Below are 16,081 nucleotides of genomic sequence, written 5' to 3'. Positions count from 1 at the left end.
ATTATCGTCATAAGCAGTAACTAATCAAGGTATGCCCTTGTTATCGGAGTGAAATAAACGTCCTCTTACACAGATTTGGCAAAGAAAAGCTACAACCTCGCAGGGATTCTCGCTACAGTAGCGCCATTCTATTCCTATGGTTGGATTTATGTTTCATCCGATTTCGGCTTTTATTGGTTTACGCTATTTGCGCGGTCGTTCTGGTGATCGTTTTAGCCGCTTTGTCTCTTATATGTCGACGGCGGGTATTACGATCGGTGTAATGTCGCTGGTGACGGTGTTGTCGGTGATGAACGGTTTTGAAGCACAGCTTAAATCTCGCATTCTCGGTGTGTTGCCACAAGCGGTGGTGGCGCAAGACACAGGTAAAACAGCACTTACAGCGGAGCCTCCTGCGTTTATTTCTGCTCTTTCTACTCAACGTGATCCTGAGCCATTGGTGCGCAGTGAAGCCGTAGTACAAAGTGCATCACAACTTGCAGCGGGTTTGCTGATTGGTATTGAACCACTGCAAAATGACCCGATAGAACAGTATCTAATTGCTGGTCGTGTCTCGGCTTTACAAGAAGGTGAGTACCAACTCTTCCTCGGTCATCTGTTGGCGCGTAGCCTTAATGTCACAGTGGGTGATAAAGTCCGCTTGATGGTGACAGAAGCTAGTCAATTCACTCCTTTAGGTCGCTTACCCAGTCAGCGCAACTTTACGGTTGCGGGTATTTTTAATACAGGTTCGGATGTTGATGGGCAACTGATGGTGACGCATCTGCGTGATGCGGCCAAGTTGCTGCGTTATGATGCACAAACTATTTCAGGCTGGCGACTCTTTTTTGATGACCCGTTTGTGGTGAGCGATCTTGCCACTCAACCGTTACCCGAGGGTTGGCAGTGGAGTGACTGGCGTGAGCAGCGTGGAGAGCTTTTCCAAGCGGTACGCATGGAAAAGAACATGATGGGATTAATGCTCGGTCTTATCGTAGGTGTTGCTGCGTTTAACATCATTTCGGCGTTGATCATGGTGGTGATGGAAAAGCAGGCCGAAGTGGCAATTTTGAAAACCCAAGGGATGCAGTCACAACAAGTGCTCGCCATTTTTATGGTGCAAGGCGCGAGTAGTGGGGTGATTGGCGCGCTAGTGGGCGGAGGTCTTGGTGTGCTGCTAGCCGCCAATCTAAATAGCCTGATGGATGCTTTAGGCGTGGCACTTTTTTCTGTGGGTGGATCTTTGCCAGTGGTGATCGAGCCGCTGCAAATTGCCCTCGTTATTGTTCTTGCGATCGTATTGAGCCTAGTGGCAACGCTGTTTCCAGCCTATCGCGCATCTTCTGTTCAACCCGCTGAGGCGTTACGTTATGAATAACCTTTTACGTTGTCATCAGGTTTGCAAAACCTATCAAGAAGGCGATTTGCAAACTCAGGTTCTTAAAGGGGTAAGCTTTGAGCTAAAGCGAGGGGAGTTGGTCTCGATCATTGGATCTTCGGGGTCAGGAAAGAGCACTCTGCTGCATATTCTTGGTGCACTGGATGAGGCCAGCGAAGGGGCTGTGGAGTTTCTTGGTCAACCATTGCATGAATTGAGTTCAAATAAACAAGCTAAAATTCGTAATCAACATTTGGGGTTTGTGTATCAGTTTCATCATCTGCTTGCGGATTTTTCGGCTTTGGAAAATGTGGCGATGCCGCTGCTGATTGGTGGCATGAATGTGGCGAAGGCGAAAGCACAAGCCCAAAGGCTGCTTGAGCGAGTTGGTCTAGGGCACCGTTTGGTGCATCGTCCATCGGAGCTTTCTGGTGGTGAGCGGCAGCGTGTGGCGATTGCTCGAGCCTTGGTGAATAAACCTGATTTGGTTTTGGCAGATGAGCCGACAGGCAACCTCGACCATAACACAGCACTGTCGATTTATGATTTGATGCGCGAGTTAAATCGAGAGTCGGGAACGGCTTTTTTAGTGGTCACCCATGATGGTGAATTAGCGGCCAAAATGGATCGTCATATGCACATGAAAGATGGTCTGCTAACAGATGTGACGGGGGCCTAAGTGTTTTCCTCCCTAGCTTTGTTTATTGGTGGACGTTTTAGTCGCGCCAAGCAACGTAACAAGATGGTGTCGTTTATTTCACTTTCTTCCACGATTGGGATTGCGGTGGGGGTGGCGGTCATCATCATCGGTCTTTCGGCCATGAATGGCTTTGAGCGTGAATTGCAATCGCGGGTGCTGTCCGTGATTCCTCACGGAGAATTTGAAGGCGTTCGGGGTCCGATTGAACGTTGGCCTGAAGTCATGGCACAAGTGACTCGTCATCCGAAAATTGTTGCGGCAGCCCCTTATGTGAAAATGACAGCGCTGGCGGAACATGGCACTCAACTTAAAGCGATTGAGGTGCGAGGTGTTGATCCACAACGTGAACAAGCGGTGTCTAGCCTGTCACGATTTATTACCCCGCAAGCATGGCAACATTTTATCCCCGGTCAACAGCAGGTGATTTTAGGACAAGGCGTTGCTGATAAACTTGGTGTGCAACTTGGTGATTTCATTACCCTCATGATTCCTAGCGCCACCAGTGGCGAAAAAGTGCAGGCCCCGAAACGGGTACGAGTCAAAGTCAGTGGCTTATTGGCTTTGAATGGGCAAATTGATCACAGCTTGGCACTGCTTCCACTTGAAGATGCACAAGCTTACGCTAATTTAGGCTCAGGCGTGACGGGCGTATCGGTGAAAGTAGCCAATGTGCTGCAAGCTACGGAGATTGTGCGAGAGGCGGGTAATAAACTCAACGTTTATGCCTATCTGCACAGTTGGCAGCAAAAGTACGGTTTCTTGTACCGTGATATCCAGATGGTGCGCAGTATCATGTATCTGGTGATGATACTCGTCATTGGGGTGGCAAGCTTTAACATTGTCTCAACCTTGATGATGGCGGTGAAAGACCGTGCTGGTGAAATTGCGATTTTGCGCACCATGGGTGCAACAGATGGCTTAATCAAACGTATCTTTGTATGGCAAGGTGTGTTTTCTGGTGTGCTTGGCAGCGTGGTTGGTAGCCTATTGGGGGTGATCATTGCGTTTAACTTGACCTCGTTGATTAAAGGTTTAGAGCGGTTGATCGGCCATCAATTTTTATCTGGAGATATCTACTTCGTTGATTTCTTGCCTTCACAAGTGCAGTGGTTTGATGTGCTGTTGGTGTCCGGTACGGCGATTACGTTGAGTTTACTTGCCACTTGGTATCCAGCACGGCGAGCGAGTCGGCTCAATCCCGCTCAAGTGCTGAGCAGCAAGTAGCGATATCGTATCGGATAGACAAACAGAGCGTTTTTTCGCGTTCAACAAAAAAGGACCCTTGGGTCCTTTTTCTCATCTTAAGTGAACATCGTTTGCAAAACGGCAGATGTTGCTGCTCGCAACTTCATTCAAACCCCGCGCTTGCACCGTGTGTTAAGACTGATTCTCCGGCATCTTACTGGTACGGCGTTTTTGCCAACTGCGTACCACCGAATAACGCCATAAACCGCGAATACCGAAGTAACCAAGCAGTGAGGCTAGCACCGCACAAACGGCGCAACCCAGCAAAAAAGGGGGGCCAATGGTGCTCATTTGGTTGAACAGAAATTCCCATGTTAATTCAAAATGGAAACTGTGTGCTGGGGTGCCCATCAGCCATGCGCCGAGCTTGTACGTGAAATAAAAGATCACTGGCATAGTGATAGGGTTGGTGATCCACACTAATGCGATCGAGAGCGGTAAGTTAACGCCAAACATAATCGCTAGCCCTGCCGCCATGATCATTTGGCTTGGAAGTGGAACAAAGGCCATAAACAGGCCAACAGCAAACGCGCCAGCAGCAGAGCGACGGTTTAAACACCAGAGATTTGGGTTATACAGCACATTACCAAACACGCGCAGCGCTTTTTGGCGTTTGATCACATCGTGGTCAGGCATAAACCGTTTAATAAATTTTCTTGGCATACGGGATTATGACTCTCTTGTCGAATTACTGGTCGCTCATCTCTTTTTCGATCACCGTGCTGTCTGCTCCTTATTGGCCATGGATGCCAACATGGGGCTGGGCTTGGTTATGCCTGTTTTTTACGGGTTTGCTCGGTTATTACCGTGCAACCCGTAAATTCCTTGGCTTCGCGTTGGCCATTTTCACTATCGTGCTACATGGCAACCTTATGCGAGATCAATCCAACATTCTCTATCAAGCAGGGCCGGATATTACCATAAAAGGTAAGGTTGACAGCTTTTTTAAGCAAACTCGTTACGCATATGAGGGTTTAGTCTTGATTCATGAGGTGAATGGTCAAACCTTAAACAGATTCATGCAGCCTCACATACGTCTCGTTGCCCCGTTATTACTACAGCCCAATGATCAATTTGAGTTTTCAATCTCGCTTAAACCGATAGTGGGTCGACTCAATGAAACGGGCTTTGATTTAGAAGCGCATTACATGGCGCACTCTTTCGTGGCTCGAGCCAGTGTTAAACCCAACACGTCTTATCAAATTGTGCAAGAGAGTAGCCTAAGATCAAGGTTGTTTTTTCAACTGGAAGCGCTGACGCAGACGAGCCCGTTTCAAGGGCTGATTTTAGCCCTGACCTTTGGTGAGCGAAGCGGTATCGATGAGCAGGAATGGCAAGCGCTGAGAAATAGTGGGTTGATTCATTTAGTCGCTATTTCTGGTTTGCACATCGGAATTGCTTTTAGCTTGGGGTACTTTTTGGGCGCAGGCTTAATGCGCCTTCACAATCAGCTTCTCTGGTCACCGTTCGTGTGCGGAGTTCTGCTTGCCATACTCTATGCGTGGCTTGCAGGTTTCACCATACCGACTCAGCGTGCATTGATCATGTGTTTGCTCAATGTGGCATTGGTGATTTTGGCTTTCCCTCTTTCCGCATTAAAACGGATTTTGCTTACTTTGTGTGCCGTTTTAATTTGGTCGCCGTTTGCCTCGCTCTCAAACAGCTTTTGGATGTCCTTTTTAGCTGTCGCGATTGTGCTGTATCAGTTAGCCAGTCAGGGTAAACGTAAAGTGTGGTGGAAAACGCTGCTGCTCGCGCAAATTTCTCTCGTCTGTTTAATGGCTCCGGTAACCGCATACTTCTTTGGCGGCCTAAGTATTACCGCGGTTTTGTACAATTTGGTGTTTATCCCGTGGTTCTCCCTAGTCATTGTTCCGGCTCTGTTTTTAGGGTTGGTCGTAACCCTTACCGCCCCAAGTTGGGCGGCCGTGTATTGGCCGTGGGTCGACTGGTCTTTTCTGCCGCTTGATTGGGCGCTGCAATTTGCGGACATGGGTTGGGTAGTCATACCCCAAAATATACAAGGTCTCATTGTTGCGTTCGTAGTGCTCAGTATGCTGTATCGAGTGATGAGCCTAAGAGCCTGTACCTTTTCGTTAAGCATTGTTGGCTTATGGTGGTGGTTTCCTTCCACTACACCGCTTTGGCGTATGGATGTGTTAGATGTGGGGCATGGCTTAGCGATAGTGATTGAGCAAGATGATCGCGCGATCGTCTACGATACAGGCAGCAGTTGGCCGGGGGGCAGCTATGTACAAAGTGTGATTGAGCCCATTTTACAGCAACGTGGTATTCATCGACTCGATGGGCTGATTTTGAGTCATCTCGATAACGATCATGCGGGCGATTGGCAAAGTTTAGCCAAACGTTGGCACCCCAGTTGGATACGCACAAGCCAAGTCGGTGTGGAATTTGTTCCTTGTATACGTGGTGACAGTTGGCAGTGGCAATCTTTGCATTTCGATGTGCTATGGCCGCCGCAACTGGTTAGCCGAGCTTACAATCAGCATTCGTGTGTGATCCGTATAACTGATACCCAGTCTAACCATGCAGTGCTGCTTTCGGGGGATGTCACCGCAATGGGGGAGTGGTTGCTCGCACGCGATGGAGTGCCACTGCAAAGTGACGTGATGATAGTGCCGCATCACGGCAGTAAAACATCATCAACCGCTGAGTTCATCATGAAAGTCGAACCACGACTGGCGATTGCGTCACTGGCCAAAGATAACCGCTGGAATTTGCCTAACCCGCAAGTGGTGGAGCGTTATCAAAACCAGCAAGCTCAGTGGTTAGATACTGGACAATTGGGTCAAATCAGTCTGTTTTTCTATCCAGAACAAATGGATTGGGTTGCTCAGCGTTCGCTTGGCTGGGAGCCTTGGTATAGGCATATGCTGCGTAAAGGAGTAGAATAAGCGCAATTTTGTAATCAGAAAAGCCTCTCTATGTCACTTCACTCTGACGAAACTACTTGGCAGACCTTTAAACGTCTGTGGACTTACATCCGCTTATACAAAGCGGGTCTTGCTGTTGCGGTTGTCGCGCTGATTATCAATGCTGTCGCTGATACCTATATGATTTCTCTACTAAAACCTTTATTAGACGAAGGTTTTGGTAATGCGGAATCCAACTTCCTGCGCATCCTGCCGTTCATGATTTTAGGCTTGATGTTTGTACGCGGTTTAAGTGGATTTGCTTCTTCCTACTGCTTGAGTTGGGTCTCTGGCAATGTGGTGATGCTGATGCGTCGCCGTTTGTTTAACCATTTCATGCACATGCCAGTGCGCTTTTTCGACCAAGAATCGACGGGTGGACTGCTATCTCGCATCACTTACGATTCTGAGCAAGTCGCAGGCGCAACCAGCCGCGCTTTAGTCAGCATTGTGCGTGAAGGGGCAAGCATTATCGGCTTGTTAACCCTGATGTTCTGGAACAGTTGGCAGCTTTCTTTGGTGTTGATCGTGGTCGCGCCTGTCGTCGCGTTCGCAATCAGTGTGGTTTCTAAGCGCTTTCGTAAGATTTCGCGCAACATGCAAACCACCATGGGGCATGTAACTTCATCTGCTGAGCAGATGCTCAAAGGTCATAAAGTGGTGCTGAGTTACGGTGGTCAAGCCGTTGAGCGTAAACGCTTTGACCAAGTAAGTAACAGCATGCGTCAACAAACGATGAAGCTGGTTTCGGCTCAATCCATTGCTGACCCTGTGATTCAAATGATTGCTTCACTAGCGTTGTTTGCCGTGTTGTTCTTGGCGAGTGTTGACTCAATTCGCGCAGATCTTACGCCGGGTACCTTCACTGTGGTGTTCTCCGCTATGTTTGGTTTGATGCGCCCGCTAAAAGCTTTGACCAGTGTGACGTCTGAATTCCAACGCGGTATGGCCGCTTGTCAAACTCTGTTTGGTTTGATGGATCTGGAAACTGAGCGTGATAACGGCAAATACGAAGTGGAACGTGTTAAGGGTGACGTGTCAGTCAATGACGTGACGTTTACCTACCAAGGTAAAGAAAAACCTGCATTAGCGAATGTCTCCTTTGATATTCCGCAAGGTAAAACCGTTGCGTTGGTTGGCCGCTCTGGTTCAGGTAAATCAACCATCGCTAATCTGTTTACCCGTTTTTATGATGTAGACAGTGGTTCAATCAGCCTTGATGGGCACGATGTGCGTGATTACAAACTGACTAATTTGCGTCGCCACTTCGCATTAGTTTCACAAAACGTACATCTGTTTAATGACACCATTGCCAACAACATCGCTTATGCCGCCGAAGGTGAATACACCCGTGAGCAAATTGAGCAAGCGGCTCGCCAAGCGCATGCGATGGAGTTTATTGAAAATCTGCCAGAAGGGTTGGATACCGTCATTGGTGAAAACGGTACGAGTTTGTCCGGTGGTCAGCGCCAGCGTGTGGCGATTGCCCGTGCGTTGCTGCGTGATGCTCCGGTTCTCATTCTCGATGAAGCGACGTCAGCGCTAGATACTGAATCTGAGCGCGCGATCCAAGCGGCATTGAATGAGCTCCAGAAAAACAAAACGGTATTGGTGATTGCGCACCGCTTGTCGACCATCGAACAAGCCGATGAGATCCTTGTGGTCGATGAAGGAGAAATCATTGAGCGCGGTCGTCATGCTGATTTGTTGGCACAAGATGGCGCGTATGCTCAACTACACCGCATCCAGTTTGGTGAATAGCGGTGATAGAAAAGATTTGGTTTCACCGCCATCCGTTAGGTTATCTGTTATGGCCACTGTTGTGGCCATTCAGCTTGCTGTTTGGCGCAATTAGCCGCTCACGGCGCAAAGCTTATCAAACGGGGGATAAACCCTCCTATCGTGCACCATTGCCTGTGGTGGTGGTAGGCAACATTACCGCGGGTGGCAATGGTAAAACGCCGGTTGTGGTTTGGCTGGTGGAAACATTGCAAAACCTTGGCTATCGTCCGGGCGTGGTATCACGCGGCTATGGAGCAAAAGCGCCAAGTTATCCTTTGGTGGTCAGTGAACAAACGCCAGCGGAACATTGTGGTGATGAGCCGAAACTCATTTTCCAGCGCACAAAAGTACCAGTGGCAGTTGATCCGGTGCGCAGCCAAGCGGTAAAAGCGCTGCTTGAACACGGGGTCAACATCGTCATCACTGATGATGGCTTGCAGCACTATGCATTGCAGCGTGACATTGAAATCGCTGTGGTGGATGGTGCGCGCCGTTTTGGTAACCAACAGCTAATTCCCCTAGGCCCTCTACGTGAGCCGATCAGTCGGTTAGTTGAAGTCGATTTCATTATCACCAATGGTGGTGTGGCGCAGGCCAATGAAGTCGCGATGCATCTTCAACCTGCTGATGCGATTAATCTGCAGACGGGTGAACGATGTGCGGTGAGCAAATTCACTCGCTTATGTGCGATGGCTGGGATTGGTCATCCTTCCCGATTTTTTAATACCTTGCGTGAACTCAATGCAGATTTGGTTCACTGCCAAGGTTTTGCCGATCATCAAGCCTTTGATACTGCCCAGTTGAATCAACTCGCGCAGCAGGGCGATCATCTGATCATGACAGAAAAAGATGCCGTAAAATGCGCTGAGTTTGCCCAGCCAAATTGGTGGTATTTGCCCGTTTCGGCTCAATTTGCTCCAGAAGCGGAGCAGCGTATTGTGGACAAAATTAAAGAGGTAATGGAACAGTATGGATCACCGTCTGCTTGAAATCGTCGCTTGCCCTGTGTGTAAAGGTAAGCTGACTTACGATAAAGATCGCCAAGAGCTAATTTGTAAATTGGATCGTTTGGCTTACCCAATTAAAGAAGGCATTCCAGTGCTTTTAGAGCCGGAAGCACGTAGCATGAGCATGGATGAGGGACGCTAATGTCATTTACCGTTGTGATCCCTGCGCGTTACCAATCAACGCGTTTACCGGGTAAGCCTCTGGCGGACATCGGTGGTAAACCCATGGTCCAATGGGTGTATGAACAGGCTATGCAGGCGGGTGCTGACCGCGTGATCATTGCAACCGACGATCAACGTGTTGAACAAGCGGTTCACGTCTTTGGTGGCATGGTGTGTATGACATCGCCTGACCATCAATCCGGCACAGAACGTCTGGCGGAAGTGGTTGAAAAAATGGCTATTCCGGCCGAGCACATTGTGGTTAATGTACAAGGTGACGAGCCGTTGATTCCGCCTGCAATTATCCGCCAAGTTGCGGATAACTTAGCCGCATGCAGCGCACCCATGGCGACTTTGGCGGTGGAAATTGAAGATGAAGCGGAAGTGTTTAACCCGAATGCGGTGAAAGTGATCACTGATAAAAACGGTTATGCACTGTACTTCAGTCGCGCCACAATTCCTTGGGATCGGGATAACTTCGCCAAGGCAGACAAATCCATCGCTCAGCCATTGCTGCGCCATATCGGCATCTATGCCTACCGTGCAGGGTTCATCAACACCTATCTACATTGGCAGCCAAGCCCGCTTGAAAAGATTGAATGCTTAGAGCAGCTTCGTGTGTTGTGGCATGGTGAAAAAATTCATGTTGCGGTTGCGTTAGAAGCACCGCCGGCTGGGGTGGACACGCCAGATGATTTGGAAGTGGTGAGAAAGTTCGTCGCTCAACAACACTAAACAATAAAGCTCCCAACGGGAGCTTTATTGTTTAACACAGTATGGTGATGTCTGTTTTTATTGATGCCCTTCAGATAGAAGTTCTGGATTGATCACTAAGTTTCGTACCCCGTGTGCGTGATTTTCTTTGAAATCATTGCCTTCAAGCCATTTAGCCACGGATGCAATACTCACTTTAGCGACATTAGGACGTACACTCCATGTTACTTGCAGTGGAGAACCTTGTTCGTTGTAACTGGGTCCCGTTGTCGAACCTGCGTATTGAATAGGTGTACCAGTGTCATTTGGAATGTTCAGGGCTTGATAATAGCCATTACGTTGGCCATAGTCGGTGAGCGCAGCAAAATCCAAAGCTTCATCACCATTAACCAGCACATAAACTTGCGCTTCAACTCTCAGTTGAGGGTTCTGAATTGATTCAGAAAGGCAAGCACCTAACGTGGCTCCTGGCTTAACATTGGCGCTGCTATACACATAATGCACTTCGATGGTGTCTCCAGACTGAAGTTCTTTATGCTTGAAAGGTTGTAATTCTTCTTTCGTTAACTGGCCGTTGTACTGGTAACCCGTGTTATACCCTTTGCCATCACCATTGCCTGCAAATTGAGTAAACTCCCCACCTTTGTGTTCTGCATTTTTGTGAAAATGGATATTGCACAGATTCATTTGTTCAAAGCCTGATGCAATACCAAACGAACGGTCATTGTGTCCATCCAAGTTATCAATATCACGCGGTGATTGAGGGCCAAATCCTTTTTCTTTTGTATTCTCAGCGAGGTTTGCCCTTTGTTTGGCAATGACGTCATCACTGACAACGCCATCGGCTGCAAATGCCGTTGAGCTCGCAAGTAACATAGTAATCACGCACAACTTACTTTTCATGAAACGGTTCCTTTTTCGTGGCTTTTAGTCGCCGTGAGTATACTGAACCTTGAACTGAAGAGTTTTATCAATTATGTATCCATTGGTTACGAATTTGATAAAAGAAAACAAGCTGAGAATAATGCAATGGTGTTGACTGTGCTTGATGAATAGGTCTTCAGCAAATTCAATTGCTTGAAGCGATGGCCCATATTCGTTTCATGACTTCTTCCTCACTGACCGCCGGATTACGGAAAAAATGGAAAATTTCATTGGTAATGGCTTGCTGAATCATGGGGTTAACCGCCATTGAATCCGTCATGCTTGGCACGAGATTTCCCTCTTTGGCTGCATACAAAAAGTCTTGGTGGGAACGCTGCTGGCAAAGGTTGAATGTGTCTAAAGCAATATCCTGACGGACGGGAATTGACCCTTTATAGCGATTAAAGTTAGTTTGAAATTGCTTATCGGCAAGCAATGTCGCCAGCTGATTGGCTTCTGCGTGGTTGAATTCTTTGCTCGCCATGAAAACGAAACTGTCCATGTTGTAGAGATAACTGTTGTGTGAGCCCGGGGCTGGGGTACAAGAGATTGCCTCTGGAACGTTCACCTTTTTAGCCAAGAGCTCACCCAATATCCAATCACCACCGAGTTGGAACAAAGTCTCACCATTGATGAGTGCTTGTGTGGCGCTATCCCATCGCTCATCATTTTTGGTAAAGCTGACCCATTGGCTCACCTCGCGTAAGGCTTGTAGAGCTTGATGCATGGGCGGGGTACGAATGTGTTCAGGACTCAGTTCGACCAATGACTGACGATAAAAATCAATGCCCCCATACGCGATAACAAAGCTTTCGAATATCTGCGCAATTTGCCAAGGTTGCTCCCCAATCGCTAAGGGCGATATGCCATGCTGATGAGCGGTTTTGAGTGCTTGTAAGAACTCGGCTTGGGTTGTGGGCAATTCCAGATTCAATTGCTTCAATAACTGGTTGTTGACCCAAAGCATGTTCATGCGATGCAGAGTTAAGGGGAGCGCAACATAGCCTTGCTCGGTTTTGTTCACATGGATGACAGCAGGGTAAAGCTGTTCATCCCAGTGTTCTGCAGCAGCCACGAGGTTTAAGTTGTGGAGTATGTCAATTGCATCCCAGTCACGAATGCTGGGGCCTTCAATCTGGGCGAGTTGTGGCGGATTGCCTGCCAAGGCTCGGGCTTGCAAAACCGTCATCGCATTGTCGCCACCACCACCCAAAATGGGGTTAATTTCGATTTCAATCTGATGCTGTTTTAAGTGTTGTTCCAGTGTTTGCAAGGCGCGTTGTTCACCCGCAGAAGTCCACCAATGCATGATTTCGACAGCCGTGCTGAAAGACGAATAGCCAAAGAAGAATAAACATAACAATGTTCGCAGTAACATTATGAATCCTTGGGGAGTGAAAGCGTGGTCATTAATCCACCTTGGGCTGTTAAGCTGAGTTCAAGTTTTCCGCCATGCGCCTTAGCAATGCTTTGAGAGATGGTTAAGCCGAGTCCGTTACCTTCGTGATGAAGTGCTTGGGGGGCTCGATAGTAAGGCGCGCAGAGTTTTTCAATTAAGCTTGGATCAAGAGACTGACCTTCATCACTGATTACGATGGTGATCGCGCTTTCAGCCTCGTGGAAATGAATATGGGCTCGATGGCCATATTTGATCGCATTGTCCACCAAATTCTGGATGCAGCGTTTCAACGCGAGAGGTTTGCCAATCAGCGGACTTATGACTTGCCCCTGAATTGAGGTTTTATCGCTTTCGTAACGCATCGTGATATGTTCCACCAACAAGTTTAAGTCGATAGACTCAATCTCTTCATGGATGTCGGTTTCACGAATGCATTGCAAAGCACCTTTCACCATAAGTTCTAAATCGTTGACGATTCGGGTAAAGCGTTCGCGTTCCCGATCATCGTCTAGCATTTCTGTGCGCAATTTGAGACAGGCAATGGGCGTTTTTAAGTCATGTGAAATGGCGCTGAACAGCATTTCCCGTTCTTTCATATGGCTATCAATACGCTGATGCATTTTATTAAATGCGCGAATCGCGGCTTTGAGCTCGTTACTGCCTTGTTCTTTGACTAATGGCACTTTCAAGCGGCTGGACATGAGCGTTGCAGCTTTTGCCAAATGACGAATCGGTGTGATTTCACGTTGCACGATAATGCCCATACATACCAGTAAGAGCAGGGCGGATAGCACCAAGGTAAACCACTCACGCCTTTCAAAATAGGTTGTTTCTAAATCCACATAAGGGGCGGGAAGAACAGCGGCAAGATAGAACCACTCGCCCGGTGACACTTTGACTTGCAGAACCAGAATCGGGGGGTTGAGTTCGCCGTAACTGAGTGAATAGTGCGCCCATAACAAGGGAAGTTCATCAATAAGCAGCTCGTTATTAAACACTTTAAGTTGATCACGGCGAGTAAACTCAACAAGGATTTTCGGCTGCCCTTGTAGCTGCTGCTTCAGCACTTTCTGCACCTCTTCAATGACCAAGGTTTTACGCTGACTTTCCGGAAGAGCATCAATGGCGATATCGTGATCATTCAGTGAAACGAAAAAGCGTGTTCCTCCCATATTGCGCAGTTGATTGAGCACTAAATGACGATACTGAGAGGGTAGGGTTTGGAAAAAAGAAATGGTGGATGCAGCACTTAACGCCAAACTACGTACTGTAGTGACAAGTCCTTCAGTATCTCGTTTGTGACTATGTTGATACCAAATGGCGCTAGCGAGCCATTGCGAGGCGACGACCACGATCACCAAAAACAGGCTGGTTCGTACGGCAAGCGAATTAAACCGCTGCTTAATGTTCATAACGAATGCCTGACGTGAGCATGTAACCTTTATTGCGCACGGTGAGAATTAAAGTGCGATCTTTATCTTCCAAGTGGGTGCGGAGTCGGCTGATTTGAACATCAATACCTCTTTCAAACGGATCAGCATCGCGTCCCCATATTTCTCGTGCAATGTCATCACGGGTCAGGAGCTTCTCTGCGTGATTGATAAAAAGCCCGAGCAAGGATAGATCCGCGCCGCTGAGCTGTTTTACCGCGTGTGTTTCAAGGTGTTTGAGTTGTCGCGTAATCGTATCCAATTGCCAGCCTGCAAAGGTGACTTTTCTTGCCACAGAAAGGGAGTCTGAAAGTTGGCTGCGGCGAAGAATGGCTTTGATGCGAGCTAACAGCTCTCTTGGGCTGAAGGATTTAGTGATGTAATCATCTGCCCCCAGTTCTAAACCCGTGACGCGATCGGTCTCTTCCGTCACGGCGGTTAACATGATGATGGGTACACTGGAGTGTTTGCGTAATTTTTGGCAGAGCGTAAAGCCATCATCGCCCGGCATCATGATATCTAGAATAATCAGATCCGGATTATGGGTTTCCAGAAGTTTCCACATTACCGCACCATTTTCGGCGCAAATAACCTCAAATCCTGCTTTACCCAGATAGTCTTTGAGCGCCTCTCGAAGCTCCTGATTATCATCAACCACCAGAATCTGTTTGTTCTCCAGCATGCGGTGTTTCCTTTTTGTTCTCCGTGGTGAAAACTAGGTTATTTCACAAGTAATTGACTGCTTACAAAAGACTTTTTTTGTAAGTGTTCGCTTACAAACTCGTTGCGCTTTGTAACCTTCACTGGGTTGGGGATTGATAACATGATGTCGGATTTATTTTATCCATACACGTGAAAGTGATAGGCCATACGGCCTATATCACCTGATAAAAGCTCCAACAAGGAGGGAGACATGCTGAAAAATTTGTTTGGTCAGCTACAGATGATCGGACGGTCACTCATGCTGCCCGTTGCGGTATTACCCGTTGCTGGGTTGATGTTTGGTATAGGGAATGCGGGATTACCTTTCATCCCTGCTGAACTGAGTAAAGTCATGCTTGCTGCCGGTGAAGGCATATTTGGCAACATGCAGTTGATGTTTGCAGTGGGAGTTGCGCTAGGCTTATCCAAAGGTAACGATGGCGCGGCAGGGTTGGCAGGACTGGTTGGCCTGATCATGATGAATGCGGCACTCGGAATAGTTACAGGGCTGCGCGGGTTAGAAACCGATGCCACCATCATGGGTGTCGCAACACTGCAAACCGGTGTTTTTGGCGGCATTATTGTCGGTGCCGTTGCGGCGATGATGTACAACCGTTTCTACGCTATTCGATTGCCTGAGTACTTAGGCTTCTTTGCAGGTAAGCGTTTTGTACCCATTGTGACAGGATTAGTGTCTATCGTGATTGGTGCGGTATTGGCTTTTGCTTGGCCACCGGTCGGTAATCTTTTAGACATATTCTCTCACTGGGCGGCCTATCAAAACCCTGTGCTTGCTTGGGGTGTCTATGGTGCGGGTGAGCGTTCTCTGTTGCCAGTTGGGTTACATCATATTTGGAATGCGCCGTTTTTCTTTGAAGTGGGCAGCTACACAGATCCACAAACAGGCAAAGTGTTCACGGGTGAGCTCACGCGCTTCTTCGCGGGAGATAAAACAGCAGGCTATCTGTCTGGTGGCTTTATGTATTCAATGTGGGCGCTGCCTGCTGCGGCTCTCGCTATGTATCACTGTGCGAGTCCTGAGCGTAAAAAGATTGTTGGTGGCTTAATGATGTCTGCAGCGCTGACATCTTGGCTGACCGGCATTACGGAGCCGATTGAATTTACCTTCTTGTTTGTCGCTCCTATTTTGTACGTTATCCATATTTTCCTGACTGGAATTGCATTTGCGCTTACCGCATTTTTAGAGATTAAACACAGTACCGACTTTGCTCACGGCGCTATCCAATTCTTCTTGTACTACCCAATGTCGAGCAATGCGTGGATGTTCTTTATCATCGGGCCGATTTGGGCGTTGCTTTACTATGGTCTGTTCCGCTTTCTGATTGTGAAGTTAAACCTGAAAACGCCGGGCCGAGAAACAGAGGTAACGACCGTCACTTTAGCGGGTAAGCCGAATGAAATTGCGGTGGATGTGGTGGCAGCGCTCGGCGGTAAAAGTAACATCAAAACCGTAGACGCTTGTATCACCCGACTTCGTGTTAGCGTGAGAGAGATTAAGCATGTCGATGTGGTTAAGCTGAAACAGCTTGGCGCGCGGGAGGTCATTGTGATTGGCGACAATTTACAAGCCATCTTTGGTACGCAGTCAGACACGATAAAAAGTGAAATTCATGGTGTTCTTGCTTCAGCTTAGTAAGAAAACGTAGTTCACTGAAAAGAAGAAAAAGCCCACAACGAACGGAGTTGTGGGCTTTTGTTATGTTAG

The 16,081-nt window shown here is 48.0% G+C and carries 14 protein-coding genes; 9 read left to right on the top strand and 5 right to left on the bottom strand.

Features of this window, described 5'->3' with window-relative positions; translation table 11 throughout:
* Positions 1-148 precede the first annotated feature (148 nt).
* Genes lolC through lolE form a run of 3 tightly spaced genes read left to right on the top strand, consistent with a single transcriptional unit; the run spans position 149 to position 3,281 of the window.
* A complete protein-coding gene (gene lolC, locus VOA_RS04035) occupies positions 149-1,357 on the top strand; it encodes a lipoprotein-releasing ABC transporter permease subunit LolC (RefSeq protein ID WP_000468889.1) in 1,209 nt (402 codons plus the stop codon).
* Positions 1,350-2,036 (top strand): lipoprotein-releasing ABC transporter ATP-binding protein LolD, encoded by a 687-nt coding sequence (gene lolD / locus VOA_RS04040; protein WP_001061283.1) that lies wholly within the window; start codon positions 1,350-1,352, stop codon positions 2,034-2,036. Before lolC ends, lolD begins: the two co-directional genes overlap by 8 nt.
* Positions 2,037-3,281, top strand: a complete 1,245-nt coding sequence (lolE, locus tag VOA_RS04045) for a lipoprotein-releasing ABC transporter permease subunit LolE (protein WP_000493001.1) — start codon at positions 2,037-2,039, stop codon at positions 3,279-3,281.
* A gap of 153 nt (positions 3,282-3,434) precedes the next feature.
* Here lolE and VOA_RS04050 read toward each other — a convergent pair whose 3' ends face one another.
* Positions 3,435-3,965, bottom strand: a complete 531-nt coding sequence (locus VOA_RS04050) for a DUF2062 domain-containing protein (protein WP_009356112.1) — start codon at positions 3,963-3,965, stop codon at positions 3,435-3,437.
* Positions 3,966-3,973: 8 nt separating this feature from the next.
* Between VOA_RS04050 and VOA_RS04055 the strand changes: the two genes are divergently transcribed.
* From VOA_RS04055 to kdsB, 5 genes are read left to right on the top strand one after another with little or no spacing between them, the layout of a single operon-like run.
* Complete coding sequence (locus VOA_RS04055) at positions 3,974-6,217, top strand: DNA internalization-related competence protein ComEC/Rec2 (RefSeq protein WP_000173789.1); 2,244 nt, start codon at positions 3,974-3,976, stop codon at positions 6,215-6,217.
* 30 nt (positions 6,218-6,247) lie between these two features.
* Positions 6,248-7,996 carry a lipid A ABC transporter ATP-binding protein/permease MsbA gene (gene msbA, locus VOA_RS04060; RefSeq protein ID WP_000052160.1) on the top strand — a complete coding sequence of 583 codons (1,749 nt, stop codon included), beginning with the start codon at positions 6,248-6,250 and terminating at the stop codon, positions 7,994-7,996.
* A 2-nt stretch (positions 7,997-7,998) separates the two neighbouring features.
* Positions 7,999-9,006 (top strand): tetraacyldisaccharide 4'-kinase, encoded by a 1,008-nt coding sequence (gene lpxK, locus VOA_RS04065; RefSeq protein ID WP_000570503.1) that lies wholly within the window; start codon positions 7,999-8,001, stop codon positions 9,004-9,006.
* Positions 8,987-9,166: a Trm112 family protein gene (locus tag VOA_RS04070; protein ID WP_000350068.1), complete on the top strand. Its 180-nt coding sequence runs from the start codon at positions 8,987-8,989 to the stop codon at positions 9,164-9,166. The genes lpxK and VOA_RS04070 overlap by 20 nt, the downstream gene beginning before the upstream one ends.
* Positions 9,166-9,921, top strand: a complete 756-nt coding sequence (kdsB, locus tag VOA_RS04075; protein ID WP_000011342.1) for a 3-deoxy-manno-octulosonate cytidylyltransferase — start codon at positions 9,166-9,168, stop codon at positions 9,919-9,921. The genes VOA_RS04070 and kdsB overlap by 1 nt, the downstream gene beginning before the upstream one ends.
* Before the next feature lie 57 nt (positions 9,922-9,978).
* Here the strand turns inward: kdsB and VOA_RS04080 are convergent, their stop codons facing one another.
* The 4 genes from VOA_RS04080 to VOA_RS04095 all read right to left on the bottom strand — a co-directional run bounded on the left by VOA_RS04080 (position 9,979) and on the right by VOA_RS04095 (position 14,332).
* A complete protein-coding gene (locus tag VOA_RS04080; protein ID WP_000837440.1) occupies positions 9,979-10,803 on the bottom strand; it encodes a delta-class carbonic anhydrase in 825 nt (274 codons plus the stop codon).
* A 166-nt stretch (positions 10,804-10,969) separates the two neighbouring features.
* Positions 10,970-12,202, bottom strand: coding sequence for an ABC transporter substrate-binding protein (locus tag VOA_RS04085; protein ID WP_000926825.1), 1,233 nt, complete (start codon positions 12,200-12,202; stop codon positions 10,970-10,972).
* Entirely contained in the window at positions 12,202-13,635 is a 1,434-nt protein-coding gene (locus VOA_RS04090) for a sensor histidine kinase (protein WP_001022511.1), read from the bottom strand. Before VOA_RS04090 ends, VOA_RS04085 begins: the two co-directional genes overlap by 1 nt.
* A complete protein-coding gene (locus VOA_RS04095) occupies positions 13,625-14,332 on the bottom strand; it encodes a response regulator transcription factor (RefSeq protein WP_148543601.1) in 708 nt (235 codons plus the stop codon). Before VOA_RS04095 ends, VOA_RS04090 begins: the two co-directional genes overlap by 11 nt.
* A gap of 234 nt (positions 14,333-14,566) precedes the next feature.
* Between VOA_RS04095 and ptsG the strand changes: the two genes are divergently transcribed.
* On the top strand, positions 14,567-16,009 hold the full coding sequence (gene ptsG, locus VOA_RS04100; protein WP_000916776.1) for a glucose-specific PTS transporter subunit IIBC: 1,443 nt from the start codon (positions 14,567-14,569) through the stop codon (positions 16,007-16,009).
* Positions 16,010-16,081 lie beyond the last annotated feature (72 nt).

The sequence above is a fragment of the Vibrio sp. RC586 genome (assembly GCF_000176715.1).
Taxonomy (GTDB): domain Bacteria; phylum Pseudomonadota; class Gammaproteobacteria; order Enterobacterales; family Vibrionaceae; genus Vibrio.
This window is presented reverse-complemented; position numbering and strand designations above follow the sequence as displayed.

Bases quoted from the DNA above. Each gene is read 5' to 3' on its own strand.
- lolC (WP_000468889.1), top strand. From the start codon at position 149: ATGTTTCATCCGATTTCGGCTTTTATTGGTTTACGCTATTTGCGCGGT.
- lolD (WP_001061283.1), top strand. From the start codon at position 1,350: ATGAATAACCTTTTACGTTGTCATCAGGTTTGCAAAACCTATCAAGAA.
- VOA_RS04050 (WP_009356112.1), bottom strand. From the start codon at position 3,965: ATGCCAAGAAAATTTATTAAACGGTTTATGCCTGACCACGATGTGATC.
- VOA_RS04055 (WP_000173789.1), top strand. From the start codon at position 3,974: ATGACTCTCTTGTCGAATTACTGGTCGCTCATCTCTTTTTCGATCACC.
- msbA (WP_000052160.1), top strand. From the start codon at position 6,248: ATGTCACTTCACTCTGACGAAACTACTTGGCAGACCTTTAAACGTCTG.
- VOA_RS04070 (WP_000350068.1), top strand. From the start codon at position 8,987: ATGGATCACCGTCTGCTTGAAATCGTCGCTTGCCCTGTGTGTAAAGGT.
- kdsB (WP_000011342.1), top strand. From the start codon at position 9,166: ATGTCATTTACCGTTGTGATCCCTGCGCGTTACCAATCAACGCGTTTA.
- VOA_RS04080 (WP_000837440.1), bottom strand. From the start codon at position 10,803: ATGAAAAGTAAGTTGTGCGTGATTACTATGTTACTTGCGAGCTCAACG.
- VOA_RS04085 (WP_000926825.1), bottom strand. From the start codon at position 12,202: ATGTTACTGCGAACATTGTTATGTTTATTCTTCTTTGGCTATTCGTCT.
- VOA_RS04090 (WP_001022511.1), bottom strand. From the start codon at position 13,635: ATGAACATTAAGCAGCGGTTTAATTCGCTTGCCGTACGAACCAGCCTG.
- ptsG (WP_000916776.1), top strand. From the start codon at position 14,567: ATGCTGAAAAATTTGTTTGGTCAGCTACAGATGATCGGACGGTCACTC.